The organism is Corallococcus sp. Z5C101001 (genome assembly GCF_007352635.1).
Taxonomy (GTDB): Bacteria; Myxococcota; Myxococcia; order Myxococcales; family Myxococcaceae; genus Corallococcus; species Corallococcus silvisoli.
In genome coordinates this window covers 128,270-149,774 of record NZ_VKLU01000006.1, presented here as the reverse complement: position 1 = coordinate 149,774, position 21,505 = coordinate 128,270, and the positions used below count along the sequence as shown (strand labels likewise).

The 21,505-nt window shown below is 70.9% G+C and carries 20 protein-coding genes and 2 riboswitches; of the genes, 9 read left to right on the top strand and 11 right to left on the bottom strand.

Annotated features, from left to right (window positions below):
- The 3 genes from FOF48_RS15735 to FOF48_RS15725 form a co-directional block, all read right to left on the bottom strand.
- A complete protein-coding gene (locus tag FOF48_RS15735; RefSeq protein WP_143902440.1) occupies nt 1-1,560 on the bottom strand; it encodes an aldehyde dehydrogenase family protein in 1,560 nt (519 codons plus the stop codon).
- The gene (locus tag FOF48_RS15730; protein WP_235686106.1) at nt 1,557-2,903 is read right to left on the bottom strand and encodes an aspartate aminotransferase family protein; all 1,347 of its coding nucleotides are present in this window, start codon (nt 2,901-2,903) and stop codon (nt 1,557-1,559) included. The genes FOF48_RS15735 and FOF48_RS15730 overlap by 4 nt, the downstream gene beginning before the upstream one ends.
- Before the next feature lie 429 nt (nt 2,904-3,332).
- Nucleotides 3,333-3,550: riboswitch (cobalamin riboswitch) on the bottom strand.
- Between the two features lie 35 nt (nt 3,551-3,585).
- A complete protein-coding gene (locus FOF48_RS15725) occupies nt 3,586-4,002 on the bottom strand; it encodes an acyl-CoA thioesterase (RefSeq protein WP_143902438.1) in 417 nt (138 codons plus the stop codon).
- 161 nt (nt 4,003-4,163) lie between these two features.
- Nucleotides 4,164-4,402, bottom strand: a riboswitch (cobalamin riboswitch).
- 81 nt (nt 4,403-4,483) lie between these two features.
- Between FOF48_RS15725 and FOF48_RS15720 the strand changes: the two genes are divergently transcribed.
- The 5 genes from FOF48_RS15720 (at nt 4,484) to FOF48_RS15700 (ending at nt 8,245) form a co-directional block, all read left to right on the top strand.
- Entirely contained in the window at nt 4,484-5,293 is an 810-nt protein-coding gene (locus tag FOF48_RS15720; protein ID WP_143902436.1) for a hypothetical protein, read from the top strand.
- Entirely contained in the window at nt 5,290-6,207 is a 918-nt protein-coding gene (locus FOF48_RS15715) for a type VI immunity family protein (RefSeq protein WP_143902434.1), read from the top strand. Before FOF48_RS15720 ends, FOF48_RS15715 begins: the two co-directional genes overlap by 4 nt.
- A gap of 61 nt (nt 6,208-6,268) precedes the next feature.
- On the top strand, nt 6,269-7,555 hold the full coding sequence (locus FOF48_RS15710; RefSeq protein WP_370456585.1) for a TIGR04013 family B12-binding domain/radical SAM domain-containing protein: 1,287 nt from the start codon (nt 6,269-6,271) through the stop codon (nt 7,553-7,555).
- Nucleotides 7,556-7,579: 24 nt separating this feature from the next.
- Nucleotides 7,580-7,918 carry a hypothetical protein gene (locus tag FOF48_RS15705; protein ID WP_143902432.1) on the top strand — a complete coding sequence of 113 codons (339 nt, stop codon included), beginning with the start codon at nt 7,580-7,582 and terminating at the stop codon, nt 7,916-7,918.
- A gap of 81 nt (nt 7,919-7,999) precedes the next feature.
- Complete coding sequence (locus tag FOF48_RS15700; RefSeq protein ID WP_143902430.1) at nt 8,000-8,245, top strand: hypothetical protein; 246 nt, start codon at nt 8,000-8,002, stop codon at nt 8,243-8,245.
- 48 nt (nt 8,246-8,293) lie between these two features.
- Here the strand turns inward: FOF48_RS15700 and FOF48_RS15695 are convergent, their stop codons facing one another.
- From FOF48_RS15695 to aceB, 3 genes are all read right to left on the bottom strand, one after another.
- A complete protein-coding gene (locus tag FOF48_RS15695) occupies nt 8,294-8,686 on the bottom strand; it encodes a hypothetical protein (protein ID WP_143902428.1) in 393 nt (130 codons plus the stop codon).
- A 223-nt stretch (nt 8,687-8,909) separates the two neighbouring features.
- Nucleotides 8,910-10,196 (bottom strand): isocitrate lyase, encoded by a 1,287-nt coding sequence (gene aceA, locus FOF48_RS15690; RefSeq protein WP_143902426.1) that lies wholly within the window; start codon nt 10,194-10,196, stop codon nt 8,910-8,912.
- Nucleotides 10,197-10,255: 59 nt separating this feature from the next.
- Nucleotides 10,256-11,878 (bottom strand): malate synthase A, encoded by a 1,623-nt coding sequence (aceB, locus tag FOF48_RS15685; RefSeq protein ID WP_143902424.1) that lies wholly within the window; start codon nt 11,876-11,878, stop codon nt 10,256-10,258.
- 272 nt (nt 11,879-12,150) lie between these two features.
- Here aceB and FOF48_RS15680 point away from each other — a divergent pair, with 272 nt between their 5' ends.
- The 4 genes from FOF48_RS15680 to FOF48_RS15665 all read left to right on the top strand — a co-directional run bounded on the left by FOF48_RS15680 (nt 12,151) and on the right by FOF48_RS15665 (nt 15,250).
- Nucleotides 12,151-12,510, top strand: a complete 360-nt coding sequence (locus tag FOF48_RS15680; RefSeq protein ID WP_143902422.1) for a PspC domain-containing protein — start codon at nt 12,151-12,153, stop codon at nt 12,508-12,510.
- 97 nt (nt 12,511-12,607) lie between these two features.
- Nucleotides 12,608-14,005 carry a class II fumarate hydratase gene (gene fumC, locus FOF48_RS15675; RefSeq protein WP_143902420.1) on the top strand — a complete coding sequence of 466 codons (1,398 nt, stop codon included), beginning with the start codon at nt 12,608-12,610 and terminating at the stop codon, nt 14,003-14,005.
- 112 nt (nt 14,006-14,117) lie between these two features.
- Nucleotides 14,118-14,717, top strand: a complete 600-nt coding sequence (gene clpP / locus FOF48_RS15670) for an ATP-dependent Clp endopeptidase proteolytic subunit ClpP (RefSeq protein WP_143902418.1) — start codon at nt 14,118-14,120, stop codon at nt 14,715-14,717.
- 128 nt (nt 14,718-14,845) lie between these two features.
- Entirely contained in the window at nt 14,846-15,250 is a 405-nt protein-coding gene (locus tag FOF48_RS15665) for a hypothetical protein (RefSeq protein ID WP_143902416.1), read from the top strand.
- Nucleotides 15,251-15,262: 12 nt separating this feature from the next.
- Here FOF48_RS15665 and FOF48_RS15660 read toward each other — a convergent pair whose 3' ends face one another.
- The 5 genes from FOF48_RS15660 to FOF48_RS15640 form a co-directional block, all read right to left on the bottom strand.
- Complete coding sequence (locus FOF48_RS15660; RefSeq protein WP_143902414.1) at nt 15,263-17,167, bottom strand: bifunctional UDP-sugar hydrolase/5'-nucleotidase; 1,905 nt, start codon at nt 17,165-17,167, stop codon at nt 15,263-15,265.
- 155 nt (nt 17,168-17,322) lie between these two features.
- Nucleotides 17,323-17,772 (bottom strand): DUF3293 domain-containing protein, encoded by a 450-nt coding sequence (locus FOF48_RS15655; RefSeq protein ID WP_143902412.1) that lies wholly within the window; start codon nt 17,770-17,772, stop codon nt 17,323-17,325.
- Between the two features lie 107 nt (nt 17,773-17,879).
- Nucleotides 17,880-19,499, bottom strand: coding sequence for an MBL fold metallo-hydrolase (locus tag FOF48_RS15650; protein WP_304503217.1), 1,620 nt, complete (start codon nt 19,497-19,499; stop codon nt 17,880-17,882).
- A gap of 218 nt (nt 19,500-19,717) precedes the next feature.
- On the bottom strand, nt 19,718-20,917 hold the full coding sequence (locus FOF48_RS15645; RefSeq protein ID WP_143902410.1) for an FAD-dependent monooxygenase: 1,200 nt from the start codon (nt 20,915-20,917) through the stop codon (nt 19,718-19,720).
- 9 nt (nt 20,918-20,926) lie between these two features.
- Complete coding sequence (locus tag FOF48_RS15640) at nt 20,927-21,439, bottom strand: MarR family winged helix-turn-helix transcriptional regulator (RefSeq protein WP_186001929.1); 513 nt, start codon at nt 21,437-21,439, stop codon at nt 20,927-20,929.
- Nucleotides 21,440-21,505: the final 66 nt, after the last annotated feature.

The following is a 21,505-nucleotide window of genomic DNA, read 5'->3' as shown; positions in this document are numbered from 1 at the left end:
TCAACCCATCCGGGTCTGGGACTGCTCGCGCATGAACTGCGAGACGTAATAGGGACCGCAGCCGCCCTTGCCGCTGGAGCCGCTGGCCTTCCAGCCGCAGAAGGGCTGCACGCCGGGCCACGCGCCCGTCGTCGCGCCCGTGCGGCGGTTGGCGTAGAGCACCCCGGCGTCCGCGCGGGCCATGAACGCCTCCACGGTGGCCGGGTCCTCGCTGAAGATGCCGGCGGTGAGGCCGTAGGCGCTGTCGTTGAGCCGCGCCAGCGCCTCGTCCAGCGTGCGGAAGGTCGCCACGCCGACGAAGGGCAGGAACAGCTCGTCGCGCATCAGCCGGTGGTCGTGCGGCAGCTCCACCACCGTGGGCGCGACGAAGTGGCCGTGCGAGAGCGACGCGTCCAGGGCCGGTGCGCCGCCGCCCGCGTGCACGGTGCCGTCGCGCCGCGCCTCCGCCACGGCCTCTTCGAAGCGGCGGACGGAGGCCGCGTTGATGACCGGCCCCATGAAGACGGACGCGAGCGCGGGGTCCCCCACCACCGTGTCGCGGGCCTTCCGGGCCAGCCGTTCGAGGAAGTCGCGGCGCACGTCCTCGTGCACGTAGATGCGCGACAGCGCGCTGCACTTCTGGCCGGACATCCCGAACGCCGAGCGGTGGCAGCCCTCCACCGCCGCCTCCAGGTCCGCGTCCTTGCAGACAACGGTCGCGTTCTTCCCGCCCAGCTCCAGCAGCGCGGGCCGCACGTGCTCCGCGGTGAGCTGGCGGTGGATCTCCATGCCCACCGTGCTGCTGCCGGTGAAGGCCACGCCGTCCACCGCGGGGTGGCGCACCAGCGCCGCGCCCAGGCGTTCGCCCTCGCCGTGCACCACCTGGAACACGCCGTCCGGCAGGCCCGCGTCCTTCAAGGCGTGGAAGAGGCCGTCCGCGCAACCCGGGGCCTCCTCGCTGGGCTTGAGGATGACGGCGTTGCCGCCCAGCAGCGCGCCCGCGCTCATCCCCGCCGCCAGCGCGAGCGGGAAGTTGAAGGGGGAGATGACGACGAAGACGCCGTAGGGGCGCAGCACGCTGCGCGTGTCCTCGCGGGGAGACAGGCGCGCCATGGGGAGGTGGAAGCCGCGCGCGGACTCCACCTGCCCGGCGTAGTAGCGCAGCAGGTCCGCGGCCTCCTCCACGTCGCCCAGGGCCTCCAGCCGGTTCTTGCCCACCTCCAGCGTCATCCCCGCCGCCAGCTCCCACCGGCGCTCGGAGATGAGGTCGGCGGCGCGGCGCAGGATTTGGACGCGCTCCTCCCACGCGGTGGCGCCCCACGCGCGCTGGGCGTCCTTCGCCGCGCGCACCACGCGGCCCACCTCGCCGGGCGCGGTGCGGTGGAAGCGCCCGATGATTTCGGAGGGCCGCGTGGGGTTGCGGCTGTCCAGCAGGTCCCCGCTGTGGTGCGCCTTGCCGGCGATCCACGACGGGTACTCCGCGCCCAGGCGCGCGCGCACCGTGGCGAGCGCGGCGTCGAAGCGCGCGTGCAGCTCCGTCAGGTCCGCGTCCAGCACCGAATAGGTGATGCGAAAGGTCATGGCCGCTCCAGGAAACGGGTCAGGCCCCGGGCGAGCAGGTCCACCAGCTCGTCCACCTGGGGCTCGGTGATGATCAACGGCGGGCCCACCATCACCAGGTCGCCGTTCGTCCCGTCGGCGTGGCCGGTGTTGGGCCAGAGGATGAGCCCCAGCGCGAACAGCTCCGCGAGCAGCCCCTCCACGGCCCTGCGCGCGCGAGGGAAGGGCCGCTTCGTGGCCTTGTCCTCCACCAGCTCCACGCCCGCCATCAGCCCCACGCCCTGCACGGAGCCCACGTGGGGCAGGGGCAGCAGGACCTCTCGCAGCCGGCGTTGCAGGTAGGCGCCCACGCGCTCCGCGTGCGCCACCAGGTCGTGCCGTTCGTAGTAGTCCAGCACCGCGAGCCCCGCGGCCGTCATGCACGGCGCCTGGAGGTACGTCTGCGCGTGCATGAAGCCGCCGGAGCCCCGGCGCAGCTCCTCCAGGTGGTCCTCGCGCACCAGCACCGCGCTCAGGGGCGCGTAGCCACCGCTCAGCCCCTTGCCCATCACGAGCACGTCCGGGGTGAAGTCCATGAGGTCGCTCGCGAAGAAGCGGCCGGTGCGCCCGCAGCCGCACATGACCTCGTCGGCGATCATCAGGATGCCGTGGCGCCGGCAGACGGCCGACACCGCCTCGAAGTAGCCGGGCGGCGGTACGGACGCTCCCGCCGATGAACCGATGACGGGCTCCGCCACGAACGCGGCGAGCGTGTCGGGGCCCGCGCGCTGGATGGCCTCCTCCAGGTGCCGCGCGTAGTGCGCCGCCCCGTCGCGCGCGTAGTCCTCCAGGCCGCAGCGGTAGGGGTAGGGCGCGGGCGTGGTGACGACCTGGGACAGCATGGGGCCGAAGAACGTCTGGTAGTGCGGCCGTCCGGACATGGACAGCGCGTAGAGCGTGTTGCCGTGGTAGCCGGGCACGCGCGTGATGACGCGCGAGCGCTGGGGCTGTCCGCGCTCCACCCAGAGCTGCCGGGCGAACTTCACCGCCGCCTCGATGGCCTCCGAACCGGAGCCCAGGAAGGCCGCGCGCTTGAGTCCCTGGGGCGCGTGTTCGCACAGCCGGGTGGCCAGGGCCTCCGTCACCTCGGTGGTGAAGTGGGTGCCGTTGACGTACGCGACCTGGAGGAGCTGTTCATGGACGCGGTCCGCGACCTCGCGGTTGCCATGGCCCACGCTGGCCACCAGCGCGCCCGCGGAGCCGTCCAGGTAGCGGCGGCCCTGCGCGCCGTACAGGTAGATGCCCTGGCCGTGGGTCACGACGGGGAACTCGCGCGACAGGTTGCGCAGGAGCACGTTCCCGTCCGGGTAGCGGATGGCGTTCAAAGACAGACGTCTCCCCAGGCGGCGCGCGTGGAGGGCGCGCTCGCGGTGGATGAAAGGAATTGAGAGGAGGAATGCGCGAAGAGGCGTCAGGCGCGCCGCGCCCGGGGCCTCCCGTGCCGTGTCTGGCTTCCGCGTCCTGTCACTGCTTCGCGCTGTCTTCGCCGCACTCCACGCATCGCTCGTCCTAACGGGCGACCCGCGTCGCCCGGCCAGTGACCCACGAAGGAGGAGGCGAGGTGTCCCGGTGCGACGCCGCGCACCCGGGCCATGGACGGGCCCGAAGACACCGACCCCCACCCCCGCGGGTGGCTGGAGACACGAAGGGAGAAGGGGAGTGTGCCGAGGCGAAAATCCCTGTGAAGACAGGGGCTTGCGCTCGGACCTTCCCGCCCTCCCTCGGGGCTCCAGGTCGAACCGTCCGTGGATGTCTCCCACGGGCCGGATGCGGGCAGGTCTTCGGGCTTGTGAGCGCGTCCGGCGTGAGGCGGGCCGGGGTTCCTACTGGCCGTCACTTCCCGGGGCCCACACGGGCTCCAGTGTCATGGACGGCGGTCGTTCTCACCTACCGCTGCGGGGCAGCCCCGGATTCGGACCGGGTTCCCTTTTCAGCCTGGGTAAACCCAGGCACCAGCATGGCGTCGTCTATACGCCCGGCTTGTTTCAGGTGTCAAGGCAATGTCTGTCATGTCTGGTTCTCCGGCGCGAGCGGCGGCACCGCGGTGGGACGCCGCTCCGCGTCGAGCGCGACCAGGATGAAGCGCCCGCGCGTGCACAGCAGGCGCGCGCCGGACAGCAGGTCCTCCGAGTAGAGCTCCACGTCCACGGTGAGGGAGGTGCGGCCGGTGGCGACGACGCGGCCCACCAGCTCCACCAGCTGGCCCTGGCGCACGGGGGTGTGGAAGTCCACGCGTTCGCTGGACGCGGTGACGACGGTGCGTCGCGCGTAGCGGCTGGCGGTGATGAACGCGGACATGTCCATCAGCCGCAGCGCCTGTCCGCCGAAGAGCGTGCCGTAGTGGTTGGTCTGGTCGGGGAAGACCATGTCCACCATGCGGGTCTCGGTGGCGGACGGAGGGAGGGGAGAAGAAGGGGACGTCATGGCAAGGACTCCTGGCGTGCGGTGCCGCCAGCGCCGAGCGCCGTCGGATCCGGGACACACGGCTCCCGGGCCCGGGACGCGGGCGGTGGCGGACGCACGGGACCGCGAGGGATGACCGGACCTTCCCGCGAGGGGCCGGGGTACCGCCCTGTCGGAGACGATCCTCCGCAGGGGCCGAAGGCAGGTTTTCGGACTCGTGGGCGTGCTTCCGGAGCGCTCCCCACCTGATGGGGATGCCTCCGTGGCGTCTACTGGCCGTCGCTTCCCAGTCCGACTCCGGACCAGTGCGTGTGACAGCGTTCGTTCCCACTCACCGCTGCGGGGCAGCTCCGGATTCGCACCGGATTCCCTTGCTAAACCTCGCGGACTCCCGCGAGGCACCGTCGGCGGGAGGCACGCTAGCCGCGCGGTTCACATCCGCCAAGTGTCCACGAGTGCGTTGGGTTGAAGGCGCTCGCGCTTTCGTGCGAGGAGGCACGACGTGACTCCTCTCCGAAGGATGTGGTGGCTGTGCTGCCTCCTGTGGACTGCGTGCGCGGGGCCGGAGGTGAGGGCGCCCCGGAGCTATTCACAGGCGTCGATGGACTCCGCGACGGCCGGATGTCTGCGAAGCCCGGCGTGCGCGTCGCAGGTGGGTGAGGACGCGGTGCTGCCGTGGCTGTCGCGGGCGGCCGCGCGGGCCGGCCAGGCCGCCGCGATGATGCGCCTGTGGGAAGCGGCGGAGGTGGCGCGCGTGGAGCGGGTGCTGGTGGAGTGCGCGAAGCAGGCGAACTTCGAAGTGAACGAGCGGATGCTGGGGCCGGGGAAGCGGACCTCGCCGGAGGTGTGCCGGGAGAAGGTGGTGGACGCGAATGGGCGACAGGTGACGCGGGCGATGCAACTGGGAGAGGCCAAGCACGCGGCGGCACTGGAGTGCGTGCAGCGGGCCCTGGGTGACACGGACGCGGGGCGGTTCAGCCTGGAGCCGCGCTACCTGCGGGACGCGAAGACAGGGCGGATACGGTGGTTGGACCCGGAGGAGGTGGCGCGGTGGCTCGCGGCCGGGCAGTTCCACCTGCTGGTGGGGAGCATCGCGCCCGATGTGGTGCTGCACGCGCTCGGGAACCCCCTGAAGGTCCAGGCCCTCTACGACTTCAAGTTCCCGTGCCCGGCGACCAACGATGCCAGATGGGACACCTATCCGCCGGCAAGCCCCTTCGCCGACAGGCCGCAGAATGCTGTGTACCAGGACCTCTTGGCGAGCGAACGGGCCCCTCTCCTGGTATCCCCCAACATGGGAATCACCCAATGAACGAGCAGGTGCCGACAGTTCGTGAATCGATGGAGATTGAAGGGACGACCGTGGTCCTCATGAGGGAGGGGATCAGCATCGCCTTCTATCTGCGCGCGCCTCACGAAGAGATCGCTCCTGCCCTCTGGCGTGCGCAGGAGCGCTACCGGCGGGCCGTCGAACCGCGACGGCTGCGCTGGTTCTGGGATTGCTACACCGGAGACTGGCCGGAGCTGGATGCGGAGGGAGAGGCGGAGCTCCAGAAGCGGATCCTGAGCCCCTCTTGCTTCGTTGAGGCAAACGAGCTGTCGCACTCCGCGACGGGAGTCGCATTCAGGTATCACGGGAGAGGAAGTGACTCGGCCAGCTTCCACGAGGCCTATCCGGAGAGCACTTGCACGCTGGAGTTCCGGCTGCCCACCGAGTTCCTGGCCGAGCGCGGGCCGGAGTGGATCCGTGCGCTGGCCATCGACCTGGGCCGTGCGCTGCCCTGGGACTCAGGGCATGCGGGCCTGTCGCTCGAAGTGCATGCCTGGACCCGGACCCTCACGCCGCTGCTGCGCGAAACCACCCGGCGCCATCCGGGCTTCGACCTGAACCAGTTGGACCAACTCGCGCTGCACCTGGGCACGAAGGTCCGCGCCCCCGCATGGCTCACCTTCCTGGGCCCGCCCGTGTTGCAGGAGCTGGGCGGCGCGGAGGGACTGCGCTCCCGGCTGCACGCTCCCGCGACCCAGGTCCAGTCACTCTCCCCGGACCGGGCCGTCGTCTCGTTGGGCCCCGCGCCCGAAGCAGGGGATCTGGACGCGGGTGACACACTGCCCGCGTACCGCGAGCTCGCCCGCGTGCTGGAGCCCTGGCTCTACGCACACCGGGGCTCCTGGGGGGACCTCACCGAAGCCGAGGTCCGCCAGTGGGAGCGCCGCTTCCTCTGACCGCGCACCGGCCGAGCGTGCCCCGTCGCACGCGGGCCCTGTGGCATCATCCCGGGCCGCCATGTCGCTGACGCCTCGCAAGGTCTCGCTCGTCCTGAGCTACCAGTACCCGGGCAAGTACGCCTTCACCGTGCTCGCCGGCGCCGTGGAGGCCGACCCCGCGCTCTCCGACGTGTCGCTGCACTTCCCGCGCAGCCGCGAGGCCCTGCTGGACACCGTGCGCGAGCGCGCGGACGCGGGCGACACCGTCGTCGCCGCGTGGTCCTTCTACTCCGCCAGCTTCGGCCCCTCCGTGGAGGAGCTGCACTGGGTGCGCGAACGGCTGGAGGGCCGCGACGTGCTCTGCATCGCGGGCGGCGTGCACGCCACCGCGGAGACGCTTCAGACGCTCCAGGCCGGCTTCGACCTCGTCGCCGTGGGCGAGGGCGAACACACCCTGCGCGCCCTGCTCGTCCGCGTCCTCCAGGGCGAGGACCCGCGCACGACGCACGGCACCGCGCACCTGAAGGACGGCAAGCTCGTGCAGCACGGTCACGGCGAGGGCGTGCGCCTGGACGACTTCCCCCCGTTCGCCGCGAAGCACGTGAAGTTCGGCGCCATCGAGATCACGCGCGGCTGCATCTACGCCTGCCGCTTCTGCCAGACGCCCTTCATGAGCAAGGCGCGCTTCCGGCACCGCTCCGTGCCCAACATCGCCCGGTGGGCGCGCGAGCTGCGCCTCGCGGGCCGCCGCGACCTGCGCTTCATCACCCCCACGTCCATGTCCTACGGCACCCCGGACGAGACCGTGAACCTGGCCGCGGTGGAGGACCTGCTCGCCGCCGTGACGGAGGCCATGGCCCCGGACGGGCGCATCTACTACGGCACCTTCCCGTCGGAGGTTCGCCCGGAGCACGTCACGCCAGAGGCCCTGGCGCTGCTCAAGCGCTACGTGGCCAACGACAACCTCATCATCGGCGGCCAGTCCGGCTCCGAGCGCATCCTCCAGGCCACCCGGCGCGGCCACGACGTGGAGACCGTGGTGCGCGCCGCGCGGCTCGCGGTGGAGGGCGGCTTCGTCCCCAACGTGGACTTCATCCTGGGCCTGCCCGGCGAGGAGCCCGCGGACGTGGACGCCACCCTGGACCTGATGCAGCGGCTGTCCGACCTGGGCGCGCGCGTGCACGGCCACACCTTCATGCCGCTGCCCGGCACGCCGTTCCGCGACGCGCCGCCCGGCCGGCTGGACGCGCGCACCCGGCAGCGCCTGGACTGGCTCGCGTCCCAGGGCCGCCTGTACGGCCACTGGAAGCAGCAGGGCGTGCTCGCGGAGGCCATCGCCGCCCGCAGACAGCCGCGCGCCCGGTAGCCACACCCGTTACACTGCCGCACGATGGCTGAACAGACGCCGCCCTACTGGCTCCTCATCTCCGTGCTCTTCAGCTCCCAGCCCCTCACGCCCGCGCTGGCGATGACGCTGCACGAGGCCGCCTTCGAGCTGTACTCGCGCGGGGAGGGCTCGCGGGAGGTCGCGGGTGATCTGCTCTCCGGCCGCGTCTCCAACCTGCGCAAGGACGTGTCCCTGGGCGGCATCGCCGGGCCCGCCTTCGAGGCCGAAATCGAGACCGAGCGCGGCTCCGGCGTCGTCCGCTTCGTCCTCACCCGCCAGGGCCTGGAGATGATGAAGGCCCAGGCGCCCACCGCGCAGGCGAAGCCGAAGTACCTCAACTGAGGCAGGGGCGGCCCGTCCGCCCGGCCGCTCCCGGAACGGGGCCCCGTCACCACCTTGAGGACTCAAGGGAGGAGTGACGGCATGGACCCCAAGGACGACTACCTCAAGAAGAGCGCCGGCATCCCGTTGGATCCCGCGAGGCAGAAGGACCCTGACGCGGACGGCGACGAGGTGCCCGCGGAGGGCCGCGCCGACGAGCTCAACGACGTCACCGGGCAGGACGGCGGCCAGCGCACCGACGTGGACAAGCCCTGGCGCGACCCGCGCAGCCGGCACGACGGCATCCGCGACCAGTACAGCGACGACAGCGACAAGAAGAAGCCCTGAGGTTTCCCCCAGGGCTTCGGAACCGCAGCGGCGGCCTGGGGCGCGGGACTACTCGCGCTCCAGGTCGATCTTCATCCCGCCCATGTGGAGGATGGACTGGGACATGGTCACCGCGGACATGGTGGCCAGGTCCTCCAGCGCCTGCATCTCCTCGCTCTTGGGCTCCGCGCCGGCCTGCCCCGTCGCCGAGGCCTGCTGGCCGTTGGCGGTCGTGGACGTGGCGCCCGCCGTGTACGTGCCCACCAGCGAGCCGTGCGGCGTGGTCCCCGCCTGCGCCAGCGCGGAGGACACCACCGTGCCGCCCGTCAGCTGCGCGCCCACCTTGGGCTGCGCGGCCGCGCCCGACATCAGCGAGCCGAAGCGGCTGCCCGACACGGAGGAGGCGGTGTTCGTCGTGGCCGGCTGCACCCGAGGACCGGAGAGGGACGTGATGCGGTTCATGGCGGCTCCCTTCAAAGGCCCCGGTCTGCTGGGAGGCACACCCGGGGGCGTGCCTCTGGGGCTTCAAGTTCCTCCCATTATCGCCATGGGTCCCCGGAAGTTGCTGATTCCGGCTCCGCGCCCGCTGGCCCCCCGGCCCTGGGAACGGCGAAGGCCGCGAAATCCCAGGGGAATTCCCCTAGGACCCGCGGCCTTCAGGAGAGGCTGGGATGATCCGCCGGGCCTAGAACTGGTGGGCCTCGGTGGACTCGTGCAGGGCCAGGGTGCTGGCGCTGCCGCCGGAGATGACCTCGGCGACCTGGTCGAAGTAGCCGGTGCCCACCTCGCGCTGGTGGCGCGTGGCGGTGTAGCCGTTCTTCTCCGCGCCGAACTCCGACTGCTGCATCTCGCTGTAGGCCGCCATGCCGCGGTCCTTGTACTGACGGGCCAGCTCGTACATGGAGAAGTTCAGCGCGTGGAAGCCCGCCAGGGTGACGAACTGGAACTTGTAGCCCATGGCGCCCAGCTCCCGCTGGAACTTCGCGATGGTGCTGTCGTCCAGGTTCTTCTTCCAGTTGAAGGACGGCGAGCAGTTGTACGCGAGCATCTTGTTGGGGAACTTCTTGTGGATGCCCTCGGCGAAGGCCTTCGCCTGCGCGAGGTCCGGGGTGCTGGTCTCGCACCACACCAGGTCCGCGTACGGGGCGTACGCCAGGCCGCGCGCGATGGCGCACTCCAGGCCGCCCTTGATGCGGTAGAAGCCCTCCGCCGTGCGGCCCGCCGCCTTGTCGATGAAGGCGTGGTCGTACTCGTCCGCGTCGCTCATCAGCAGCTTGGCGCTGTCCGCGTCCGTGCGAGCCACCACCAGCGTGGACACGCCCATCACGTCCGCCGCCAGGCGCGCCGCGGTCAGCGTGCGCACGAAGTGGCTGGTGGGCACCAGCACCTTGCCGCCCATGTGGCCGCACTTCTTCTCGCTGGCCAGCTGGTCCTCGAAGTGCACGCCCGCGGCGCCCGCTTCGATCATCCCCTTCATCAGCTCATAGGCGTTGAGCGGGCCGCCGAAGCCGGCCTCCGCGTCCGCGAGGATGGGCGCGAACCAGTTGCGGTCATGGCGCCCTTCGGCGTGGTCGATCTGATCCGCGCGGCGCAGGGCGTTGTTGATCTTCTTCACCACGCTGGGGACGGAGTCCACCGGGTAGAGGCTCTGGTCCGGGTACATCTGGCCGGCGGAGTTCGCGTCCGCGGCGACCTGCCAGCCGGACAGGTAGATGGCCTTGAGGCCCGCGCGCACCATCTGCACGGCCTGGTTGCCGGTGAGGGCGCCCAGCGCGTTGATGTACGCGTCCGTGTGGAGCAGCTCCCAGAGGCGGCGCGCGCCCATCTCCGCCAGCGTGTGGCTCACGCGGATGGAGCCGCGGAGCTTCTCCACGTCCTTCTCGGTGTAGTTGCGGGTGATTCCGTCGAAGCGCTGCGCGTGGAGCTTCGCATGGGGGGAGGCATCGGAAGTGGTCGGCGTCGCGTCGTACATGCCAGGACTCCTCGGGGCTGCGGTGAAGGGTTGAAGAAGAACGTCGGTGCTTCGAAACGTCAGGACTTCGCGTCCAGGGCCTCGTAGGCCGGCAGGGTGAGGAAGTCCTCGAAGGCGGGCGCGGTGGACAGCTGCTCGAAGAGCGCGCGGGACTTCTCCATGTGGGCGGGGCCGTAGCGCTCGGGGGCGCCCTCGCGCGCCATCCGCGCCATCTCCTCCGCGAGCAGCTCGCGGAACAGCTCCGGCGTCACCTTGCGGCCGTCCTCCAGCGTGGCCCCGTGGTGGATCCACTGCCACACCTGGGCGCGGGAGATCTCCGCCGTCGCCGCGTCCTCCATCAGGTTGTAGAGGGGCACGCAGCCCAGGCCGCCCAGCCACGCGGCGGTGTACTGGATGCCCACGCGGATGTTGTGGCGCAGGCCCTCCTCGGTGCGCGTGCCGGAGGGAACCTGGAGCAGGTCCGCCTCCGTGACGTGCACGTCCTCGCGCTTGTTGGCCACCTGGTTCGGGCCCTTCATCTGCGCGTCGAAGATCTCCTTCGCCACCGGGACGAGGCCGGGGTGCGCGACCCAGGTGCCGTCGTGGCCGTTCTTCGCCTCGCGCAGCTTGTCCGCGCGGACCTTGGCCATCACCGCGTCGTTGGCGACGGCGTCCCCCTTGATGGGGATGAAGGCGGCCATGCCGCCCATGGCGTGCGCGCCCCGGCGGTGACAGGTCTGGATGAGCAGCTGCGAGTAGGCGTTGAGGAAGCCCTTGTCCATGGTGACCTGACCGCGGTCGGGCAGCACCACGGACGCGTCCGACTGGAGCGTCTTGATGAAGCTGAAGATGTAGTCCCAGCGGCCGCAGTTGAGGCCGGCCGAGTGCTCGCGCAGCTCATGGAGGATTTCGTCCATCTCGAACGCGGCGGGCAGCGTCTCGATGAGGACCGTGGCCTTGATGGTGCCGCGCGGGATGTCCAGCTCGCTCTGGGCCAGGTGGAACACGTCGTTCCACAGCCGGGCCTCCAGGTGGCTCTGCATCTTGGGCAGGTAGAAGTACGGGCCGGTGCCGCGCTGGAGCTGCTCGCGGGCGTTGTGGAAGAAGAACAGGCCGAAGTCGAAGAGCGAGCCGGAGATGGGCTTGCCGTCCACGAGCACGTGGCGCTCCGGCAGGTGCCAGCCGCGCGGGCGCACGAAGAGGACGGCGTGCTGCTCGTTCAGCGCGTACCGCTTCCCGTTCTCCGCCGTGAAGGAGATGGTCTTGCGCACGGCGTCGCGCAGGTTCAGCTGGCCGCGCACCACGTTGTCCCAGGTGGGGCTGTTGGCGTCCTCGAAGTCCGCCATGAAGACGCTGGCGCCGGAGTTGAGCGCGTTGATGATCATCTTGCGGTCCACCGGACCGGTGATCTCCACCCGCCGGTCCTGCAGGTCCGCGGGCACCGGGGACACCGTCCAGTCGCCCTTGCGCACGTCCGCCGTCTCCGGGAGGAAGTGCGGGCGCTCCCCCTTGCGCCAGCCCTGCGCCACCTTCTTGCGCCGCTCCAGCAGGGCCTCGCGCCGCTCCCCGAAGGTGCGCGCCAGCTTCGCCACGAAGGCCATGGCGTCCTGCGTCAGCACCTCCGCGTAGTCCGGATGCCAGGTCCCCTGGACGCTCACGCCGGGGCCGAATGCCGGAGATTCCTGGGGGGTGCTGGCGTCCATGTCGGCTCCTGACGAGATGCGTTGTAAAGGCGGCTCAACGGGCTGAAAGATGCCCCTGCCGTCTGTGGAAGGGAAGTCGGGGTGAATTAGAAGCTGCTTGCCTGTAAGGCTGTCAACACCGTCCGCATTAAATCTGTAAATTCACTGACGCACCGGGACAGAACCCCGCGAAATCACGAGTTCTGGGGGATGCAATCACCCGGCGGCGGCCTCCGTAGGTAGGGATGGAGCCCCCCTCTCGCCAAGCGGGGGGCGGACGGAGAGGCCAGCTCATGGACGTCACGACGCGGTGCAGGGCTTGTTCGCGGGAGCTGTCCGAGGGGGCGGCGCGGTGTTCGCACTGCCGCGCGCGCACGGTGCCGCTGCACCGGGGAGAGGGGCGGGCGCTGCTGGGCGTGTGCGCGGCGTTGGCTCGGGAGCTGGACGTGGACGCCGCGCTGGTGCGGGTGGCGTTCGTGCTCCTGCTGTTCGCGTCCGGAGGGATGAGCCTGCTGCTCTATGTGCTGCTCTGGGGGTTCACCCCGGCGCGGCCCGGAGGCCGGGCCCCCTTCCAGGGGCCGTTGGATTGGATTGCCCGGGTGGGGAGCGCGCCCGTGGACGAGGACGCGCCGCGCTGGGAGCGTCGCGTCTGAGCGTCGTATGGGGGCCGCGGAGCACTTGGGCCTGACGGACAGGGGCGAGGATGTTAATCGCGCGGGACATCGTTCCTGTCCGCTGGAGGCCAGCACCGTGAGCACGAAGAACGTTCGCATCGAGAAGGACACCTTCGGTCCCATCGAAGTCCCCGCCGACCGGCTCTGGGGCGCGCAGACGCAGCGAAGCCGCCAGAACTTCGCCATCTCCACGGAGCGCATGCCTCCGGCGCTGGTGCACGCGCTGGTGCTCGTGAAGAAGGCCGCCGCGCTGGTGAACCTGGAGAACGGCACCCTGCCCAAGGACAAGGCCCAGGCCATCGTGAAGGCCGCGGATGAGGTCCTCGCCGGACAGCACGAGGAGGAGTTCCCCCTGCTGGTGTGGCAGACGGGCAGCGGCACCCAGACGAACATGAACTGCAACGAGGTGCTGGCCAACCGCGCCTCGGAGCTCATGGGCGGCGAGCGCGGCGAGGCGCGCAAGGTGCACGCCAACGACGACGTCAACAAGGGCCAGAGCTCCAACGACGTGTTCCCCACCGCGATGAGCGTGGCCGCCGTGGAGGCCGTGGTGAAGCACGTGCTTCCGGAGCTTCAGGCCCTGCGCGACGTGCTGGCCCAGAAGTCCCAGGCGTTCCAGTCCATCGTGAAGATTGGCCGCACGCACCTGCAGGACGCGACGCCGCTCACGCTGGGCCAGGAGTTCAGCGGGTACGTGGCGCAGCTGGAGCGCGCGAAGGGCCACATCGAGGCCGCGCTGCCGCACCTGTCGGAGCTGGCGCTGGGCGGCACCGCCGTGGGCACCGGCCTCAACGCGCCCCCGGGCTACGCCGAGCGCGTGGCGGTGGAGATCGCGAGGCTCACCGGCCATGGCTTCATCACCGCGCCCAACAAGTTCGAGGCGCTGGCCGCCAACGACGCGCTGGTGCAGGCGCACGGCGCGCTCAAGGGCCTGGCGGCGGTGCTGTTCAAGGTGGCCAATGACATCCGGTGGCTGTCGTCCGGGCCGCGCTCGGGCATTGGCGAAATCAACATCCCGGAGAACGAGCCGGGCAGCTCCATCATGCCGGGCAAGGTGAACCCCACGCAGAGCGAGGCGCTCACCATGCTGTGCGCCCAGGTGATGGGGAACGACGTGGCCATCTCCCTGGGCGGCGCGTCCGGCAACTTCGAGCTGAACGTCTTCAAGCCGCTGCTCATCCAGAACCTCCTCCAGAGCTGCCGGCTGCTGGCGGACGGGATGCGCAGCTTCCGGCTGAACTGCGCGGTGGGCATCGAGCCCAACCTCCCGCGCCTCCAGGAGAACCTCCAGCGCAGCCTGATGCTGGTGACGGCGCTCAACCCGCACATCGGCTACGACAACGCGGCGAGGATCGCCAAGACGGCGCACAAGCAGGGCAGGACGCTCAAGGAGGTCGCGGTGGAGCTGGGGCTCGTCACCGAAGAACAGTTCGACCAGTGGGTCCGCCCGGAGAAGATGACCGGGGGGCTGTAGGCCGCCGTCCGACCCCCGGGGGCCGCCCCGGGCCCCCCAATCGTGGGACAGCGCACGCTCGCGCAAGAAGGGGGGAGCGCGCGGGAAGGGGGACGATTAGGGTACGGGGGCCATGAACGTCCCCTTCGTCATTGAGACCACGCACCGCGGCGAGCGGGCGTACGACCTCTACAGCCGCCTGCTCAAGGACCGCATCATCCTCCTGGGCACGCCCATCAACGACGATGTGGCCAACCTCATCGTCGCCCAGCTCCTGTTCCTGGAGTCCGAGGACCCCGACAAGGGCATCAACCTCTACATCAACTCGCCGGGCGGCTCCGTCACCGCGGCGCTCGCGATGTACGACACGATGCAGTACGTCAAATGCCCCGTGTCCACCATCTGCGTGGGCCAGGCCGCCTCCGCGGGCGCGCTGCTGTTGCTGGCGGGCTCCAAGGGCAAGCGCTACGCCCTGCCCAACAGCCGCATCATGATCCACCAGCCGCTGGGTGGCGCGCAGGGGCAGGCGACGGACATCGAAATCCAGGCGAAGGAGATCCTCCGCCTGCGCGCGTACCTCAACGGCCTGTTCGTGAAGCACACGGGCCACACCATCGAGCGCATCGAGAAGGACACCGAGCGCGACTACTTCATGAGCGCCGAGGAGGCCCGGCAGTACGGCCTCATCGACGAGGTCGTGGAGCGCGCTTCGGGAGTCCCGGCGCCCAAGTAGCGCTGCGGGCCTCCAGGCGAGCGGGGGCGCGCCCCCCGCGCCGTTGCTCCGGGCGAGCATGCGACGGCAGGGGGTTCCGCAAGGTGCCCCACGGTGCGGCTTGACGGGGGCGTGCCCAAGGTTCGGGTATGGCCCCCCGCTTCCTCGTCGCCGCTCTCCTGCCTGTCCTCGTGGCGGGCGTTGGTTGTGCCACCGGCCCCACGCGCCGCACCCCCGTGCCCCCCTCGTCCCCGGACGTGCAGGCGGAGCTGGGGGAGCGCAACGTCGTCGACTCGGGCGCGGAGTATGCCCACCAGAACGGCCTCGTCCTGGCGAAGGGCTCCGAAGGGGTGCGCTTCGAGCCCAACTACTGGCGGATCCGCTTCGGGCTCCCCCAGCAGGGCTCCGGCAAGCTGCTGGATCTGCAGTTCGATGAGCTGGCCGAGCGCGTGACGGGGGGGCGGCGCCTGGAGATCAATCCGCCGCCCGTGCCCACCACCGGCATCTTCCAGCCCAGCGACTCGAGCCCCGCGACAGGCGGCTCGGGTCCCTGAGCGCGGCCGTGGCTACGGCAGCCGGGTGATGCGGTCGAGCGCCGGGGCCGGCAGCGGGTTGGCCTCCGTGCTCCGCGCGGCCAGGTAGGCCTCCAGCGCGTCGGTGTCCACCGCGCCGCCCAGGGGGGCCTTGCCCTCCGTGAGGACGCTGAAGCCGTCGCCGCCCGGAGCGAGGAAGCTGTTCACCGTGACGCGGTAGTTCGCGGCCGGATCCACCGTCGTGCCGTTCAGCCGGATGCTGGCGGGGTCCACCTTGGAGCCCGGGGGCGCGGACGCGCTGAACGCGTACGTGAAGCCCGCGGACGGGTGGAGGATGCGGGTGGTGCTGGCGTTGGGCCACTGCTGCTCCAGCAGGCGCTCAATCTGCGCGCCGGTCAGCGTCAGGGTGACCAGGCTGTTGCCGAAGGGCTGCACCGTGAAGGACTCGCCATAGGTGACGGCGCCGAGGTCGCTGGGGTTGGCCGGGTCGCGCACGAGGTCGGCGCGCACGCCGCCGGGGTTCATGAAGGCAATCTGGGCGCCGCCCAGGTTCGCGGGCCGGGTGGCCTCCAGCTGCGCGTCCGCGATGACGAAGCCCATGGTGGACTGGCCGGTGGGGTCCGTCTGGATGTTGCCGCGGACCAGGGTCTGGGCAATCCAGCCGATGACGCGGTTCTCCAGCGCCGCGGTGAGGCCCTTGTAGCGGGTGATGAGCTCGGTGGTGGCGGAGTCGGGCGTCACCGTGCGGGTGACGATGACGTTCTGGGCCTGGGCCTTCAGCACCTGCCCGGTGGCCACGTCCAGGGTCAGGTCGATGTCCGTGAGCAGCCGGCCCACCGACGCGGCGCTGGTGACCAGCTTGCCGCTCAGCGTGCAGTTGTAGGCCTGATGGGTGTGGCCGCTGAGGATGACGCTCACGGCGGGGTCCAGCTTCTGGGCGATGTCCACGATGGGGCCGGAGATGCCCTTGCACTCGTTGTAGAGCGAGTCGACCGCGGGCGTGCCGCCCTCGTGCACCACGACGACGATGGCGTTCACGCCCTGCGACTTCAGCTCCGGCACCAGCGCGTTGACGGTCTCCACCTCGTCCTTGAACTCCAGGCCGGCGACGCCCGTCGGCGTGACGATGTTCGGCGTGCCTTCCAGCGTCATGCCGATGAAGGCCACCTTCACGCCCTGGAAGGTGCGCACGTCGTAGCGCGGGAAGAGGGTGCGGCCCGGGCCGGTGGCCACGTTGGCCGCGAGGAACTTGAACTTCGCGCCGGAGAAGCCGGTGCCGTCCTGGCAGCCGTCCACGGGGTGGCAGCCACCGGACTGCATGCGCAGCAGCTCCGAGCCGCCCTCGTCGAACTCGTGGTTGCCCACGGCGCTCAGGTCCAGGCCCATCTGGTTCATGGCCTCGATGGTGGGCTCGTCATGGAAGAGCGCGGACAGCAGCGGCGTGGCGCCGATGAGGTCGCCCGCGGACACCACCACGCTGTTCGGGTTCTTCGCGCGCAGCTCCGCGACGTGGCGGGCGAAGTACACGGCGCCGCCCGCGTTCACGCGATCCGGGCCGCCGTCCGCCAGGAAGGCCTGGGCAATCTGGCCGCCGCTGCCGCTCGCGGGCTCCAACTGCCCGTGGAAGTCGTTGAACGCGATGATCTTCACGGAGACGGTGGCGGCGGTGCCCCCGTCGCCCGTGCCCGCGTCGTCCGTGCCCGCGTCGGTATTGGTGGGCGGGGGCTGGAAGGTGACGGCCCGGCAGACGTGGTCGACGCAGGTCCAGCCCTGGCCTTCCGGCGCGGGGTTCTGTTCCTGGCAGTCGAAGGCGTTCACGCACTCCTGGTCGCCGCAGCCGCCGTGCATGAAGAGCAGCAGGCCGGTGACGAAGGCGCCGGCGAGGAGGAAGACGCTGGGACGCGCGGCATCACGCGCGCGGGGGACGGAAGGCTGCATCGAGGCGGCTCCTGGAGGGAAGGAGGGGGGAGGGGCGCACCGCCGCACCCTCGGGGGCGGAGACGATGGCATCATCCCGTGTCACCGACGTGAGGGGCGGGTCGCGAATGGGTGTCGTCACCGCGGGTGTGACGTGAACGACACCCTGTCGAGGCTCAGGGACCGGCGAACGCCAGACACTCCAGCAGCTCCGCGCTTCCGTCCACGCGGCTCCAGACCACGGCCTCCTGGTCGAACAGCCGTCCGATGCGGAGGGCCTCGTCCCGGGACAGGCCGGGGACGAAGACGCTCTCCTCGAACCAGCTCCGGTCGTCCGCGACGCCGATGGCGGACACGAACGGCTGCCCCCGGGCTTCGAGCAGCGCGAAAAGGGAGCGCTGAAGGCGCTCGTTGGTGCGGAGCGGCCGTGGGTGCGCGCGGGGATTCCACGCGGTGATGAAGGCCCAGCTGGTGAAGCCGTGCGCGGTGAGCGCGGCGTCGAGCGCCGGGTGCGCGGCGTCCACGCGCAGCACGTGCTTCACGCCTCCGACGAGCGGGTGCGGGCGCACGACGTAGGCCGTGGCCCTGAAGGCCCCGTGCAACGCGGCCCGCCGCGCGTCACTCATGCCGGAGGCCGTGGCCCTGAAGGCCCCCGTGCAACGCGGCCCGCCGCGCGTCACTCATGCCGGAGGCCGTGGCCTTGAAGGCCCCGTGCAACGCGGCCCGCCGCGCGTCACTCATGCGGCGCAGCGACCGTCGTCCCCGCGCCGGGCGGGTGGGGGGTGGGAGGCGCCGCGACCTCCGTGTTCGCGACTTGCGGACGGACCGCCGTCGGGCCCGCGCTCGGAGCCGTCGCGCCGGTCGCCTTGGCTCCCTGCGGAGCCGTGCTCGGCGGATTGGCATCCTGGGGGCTCGAGGCCGTCGGACTCGCGCCCCGCGGCGTCGCTTCCGCCGCGTTCGCGCCCTGCGGAGCGGGGGACGGCGGAGCCGGCGCTGGCGGTGTCGCTTGTGGCGTCACGACCTGTGCTCCCGCGCCCTGCGATTTCGCCGAGGGCGGGCTGGCCGTCGCCGGAACCGCGAGCAGCGGCAGCGCCGGAGGCCCTTCGCGGACCTTGGGCGGAATCTGGCTGGCCACGATGGGCGCCTCCTCCGCGGTCTTCCATGGGCGGTCCGGCCACCAGCGCTCCACCGGCGGCGGTGCCCTCGCGAGGAAGTCCTGTCCGGGACGGGGCGCGGTGATGCCCACGCTGTCGTGCTTCGCGGCCACCAACGAGCGCTCGATGGGCTCCGTCCACCCATGCGACGCCAACGTCACCAGCCCCCAGTGCACCGGCAACATCAACCGGCCACGCACCAGCCGGTGCGCGAGCACCGCCTGCTCCGGCCCCAGGTGCCAGTCCGGCCAGCCCGCGCCGTACTGCCCCGTCTCGATCATCGTCAAATCGAACGGCCCCAGCTTCGCGCCAATCTCCTCCATCGCGGGGAACAGGCCGGTGTCACCCGAGTAGTAGACCCGGTGCGCCGGTCCCACGAGCGCCCAGCCCGCCCACAGCGTCTTGTCCCGTTGCAGGAACCGGCCCGACGCGTGCCGCGCCGGCGTGCACACGATGTCCAACCCCTTCACCTTCGTGCGCTCCCACCAGTCCAGCTCCACGATGCGCGACGCCGGCACGCCCCAGTATTCCAGGTGCGCCCCCACGCCCAGCGGCACCACGAACGTGGTGTCCCAATCCTTCATCGCCGTGATGGTCGCGAAGTCCAGGTGGTCGTAGTGGTCATGCGAGATGACCACCGCGTCGATGGGCGGCAGTGCGTCCAGCGCGATGGGCGCCGGGAACCAGCGCTTCGGTCCAATCCACTCCAGCGGCGACGTGCGCTCGCCCCACATGGGGTCCGTGAGCACGCGGTGCCCGTCCACCTCCACCAGCGTGGACGAGTGCCCCATCCAGGTGACGCGCAGCCCGTCCGGCGGCGGCGTGGCGAAGCGCTCCGGGTCGATGCGGTCCACCACCACCGGCATCCGCGGACTGGCGTCGGAGCTGCCGTGGAACAGGTCCGACAGCGAGCGCTCCCAGTTGTTCAGGATGGGCTGCGGGTTGACGAACCCGCCGTCCTGCCACTGCGGCGAGCGCACCATCCGCTCCAGCCGCGCCCCCTCCGCGCCCCGCCCGAACGCACGCCACCCGTCGATGACGACGACCAAGAGGAAGGCGCCCAGGATCAGCAGGCCCCACCCGAAGAGGCGCAACAGCCTGCCTCCCCAGGACGGCCGCTGGGGGCCGTAGGACGGAAAGGCCGTACGGAAGGCCTTCTGTCGGGCCTTGTCCGCGGCCCGCATGGGTCCGGCGTTCATCCTCATTCCCGGACCCTGATGGGTCCGGTGCATGGGTGTCAATGGGAAGACGGCCCGCGCGTGCCCGGTTTTCCCTGACTCCAGTGGCGTCCCGGACGACCCGTGCGGCCTTGGCTCCGAGGCCCTACTGGGGGAGCGTCAGGGCGGCGCGAAGGTCACCGTCGCGGTCCACCCCCGGTGTGAAGCCGAAGGCCCCTGGAGGACGCGGGGCCCGTGCTTCAGCTCGCGACGGGGGCGTAGTCCGGCAGGGTGATGGCGTCCGCCGAGGGTGACAGCACCTTGCCCAGGATGCGCCGGAGGCCGGGGGCGGTCGCGAGCCGGAGGACCGCATGCCCCAACGCGATGCCCGCGCGCGTCCGCGGGGAGGCGAGGCGCGGCGCGCTCTTCGGAAGCTGCTGGGCCTGATTCACGTAGGGCCGCATGAGGGCTTCGTAGGACGCGAAGGCCTGGCGGTGGTCGCCGTGGCGCATCAGCTCTCCGGCGAGGACGTAGGCGCCGACGAGCGCGAGGCTCGTGCCCATGCCGCTGATGGGGGAGGCGCAGTAGGCGGCGTCGCCCACCAGGGCCACGCGCCCCTTCGACCAGCGGGGCATCTTCACCTGTCCGATGGCCTCGAAATAGAAGTCCGGCGAGTCATCCAGGGCCGCCAGCACTCGCGGCGTCTCCCATCCGAGGCCGGCGAAGGTGCGCTTCAGGAGCGCCTTCTGCCGCGCGGGTTCCAGCCGCTCGTAGCCCTGGGGTGGCTCCTGGAAGGACAGCAGCGCGCGGGTCGTCCCCAGGTTGTCGGGGCGCAGCGTCACGTTCCGGCTGCCCGGCGCGTTGAACCAGCGGGCCTGCTGGCCGTCGGAGGGCGCGCGCGGAATCGTGAAGTAGGCGGTGTGGAGGTCGAACGCGCGGAACGTCACCTCGTCACCGAAGACGAGCTTCCGCGTCCTGGAGCCAATCCCTTCCGCCGCGATGACCAGGTCGAACGTGCGGGGCGCCCCCCGCTGGAACGTCACCCGCACCCGCTCCCCGTCGTCCTCGAGCCCGGTCACGCAGTCCCCGAAGATGTATTCGGCGTCATCGCGCGTGCGCTCCACCAGGAGCCGGGCCAGCTCGCCCCGGAGGATCTCCAGCTCCGCGATGAGCCCTTCGCCCCCGAACGCCTTCGCGTCGAAGGCGGCGCGCGTCCGGTTGTTCGCGTCGACGAAGGCGATGCCCTCCTCGTTCGTGGAGCAGGCGCGGATGGCGTCCTCCAGGCCCATGCGTTGCGCGACCGTCCTTCCCGCGCCGCGCACGTCGACCGTCTGGCCGCCGGTCCGCAGCTCCGGCGCGCGCTCGACGACCACCACGTCCATCCCGTAGCGGCGCAGCCAGTAGGCCAGGGTGGGGCCCGCCACACTGGCGCCGGTCACCAACACAGTACGTCTGCTCATGGGGGTCCTTCAGTCCAATCCGTGTGAGGAAGGTGCCGCGGCCGGATCCGCCGCCGCCCGATAGACGTCGATCACCCGGCCCAGGAACTGCTCGATGACCGCCCGGTCCGCGGCGGGAAGTCCCGCGACGAGCGCGTCCAGCCCCGTCAGCATCGGCGTCAGGTGTTGGAAGACGCGCGCCACGGACTCGGGCGCGGGCACGACCCGCACCTTGCGCCGGTCGTCCGACTGCTTCTCCCGCGCCACGTGCCCCGCGCGCTCCAGCCGGTCCACGATGTAGGTGCCGGCGGCGGTCGTGACCTTCAGCCGCGACGCCAGGTCCGTGGGGCTCATGGGCCCGCTGGTGATGAGCTGCTCCATCGCCGACAGGTCGGTGGAGTTCACCCCCAGGCTGTCACCCAGCCGCGCTTCGATCCGCCGCGTCAGCAGTGACAGCGTCTGCAACTGCTGCCCGATGCGGTCCCCGGCGAGCATCAGCCCCCGGGGATCCTCGGGAGGAAACCCGCTGGAAGAGGTCGGCATGGGAAGATAATTAAATGAATTAACTATTTTTCGCCAATGAAATCGATGCCTTCCCGCCAGGGGAGG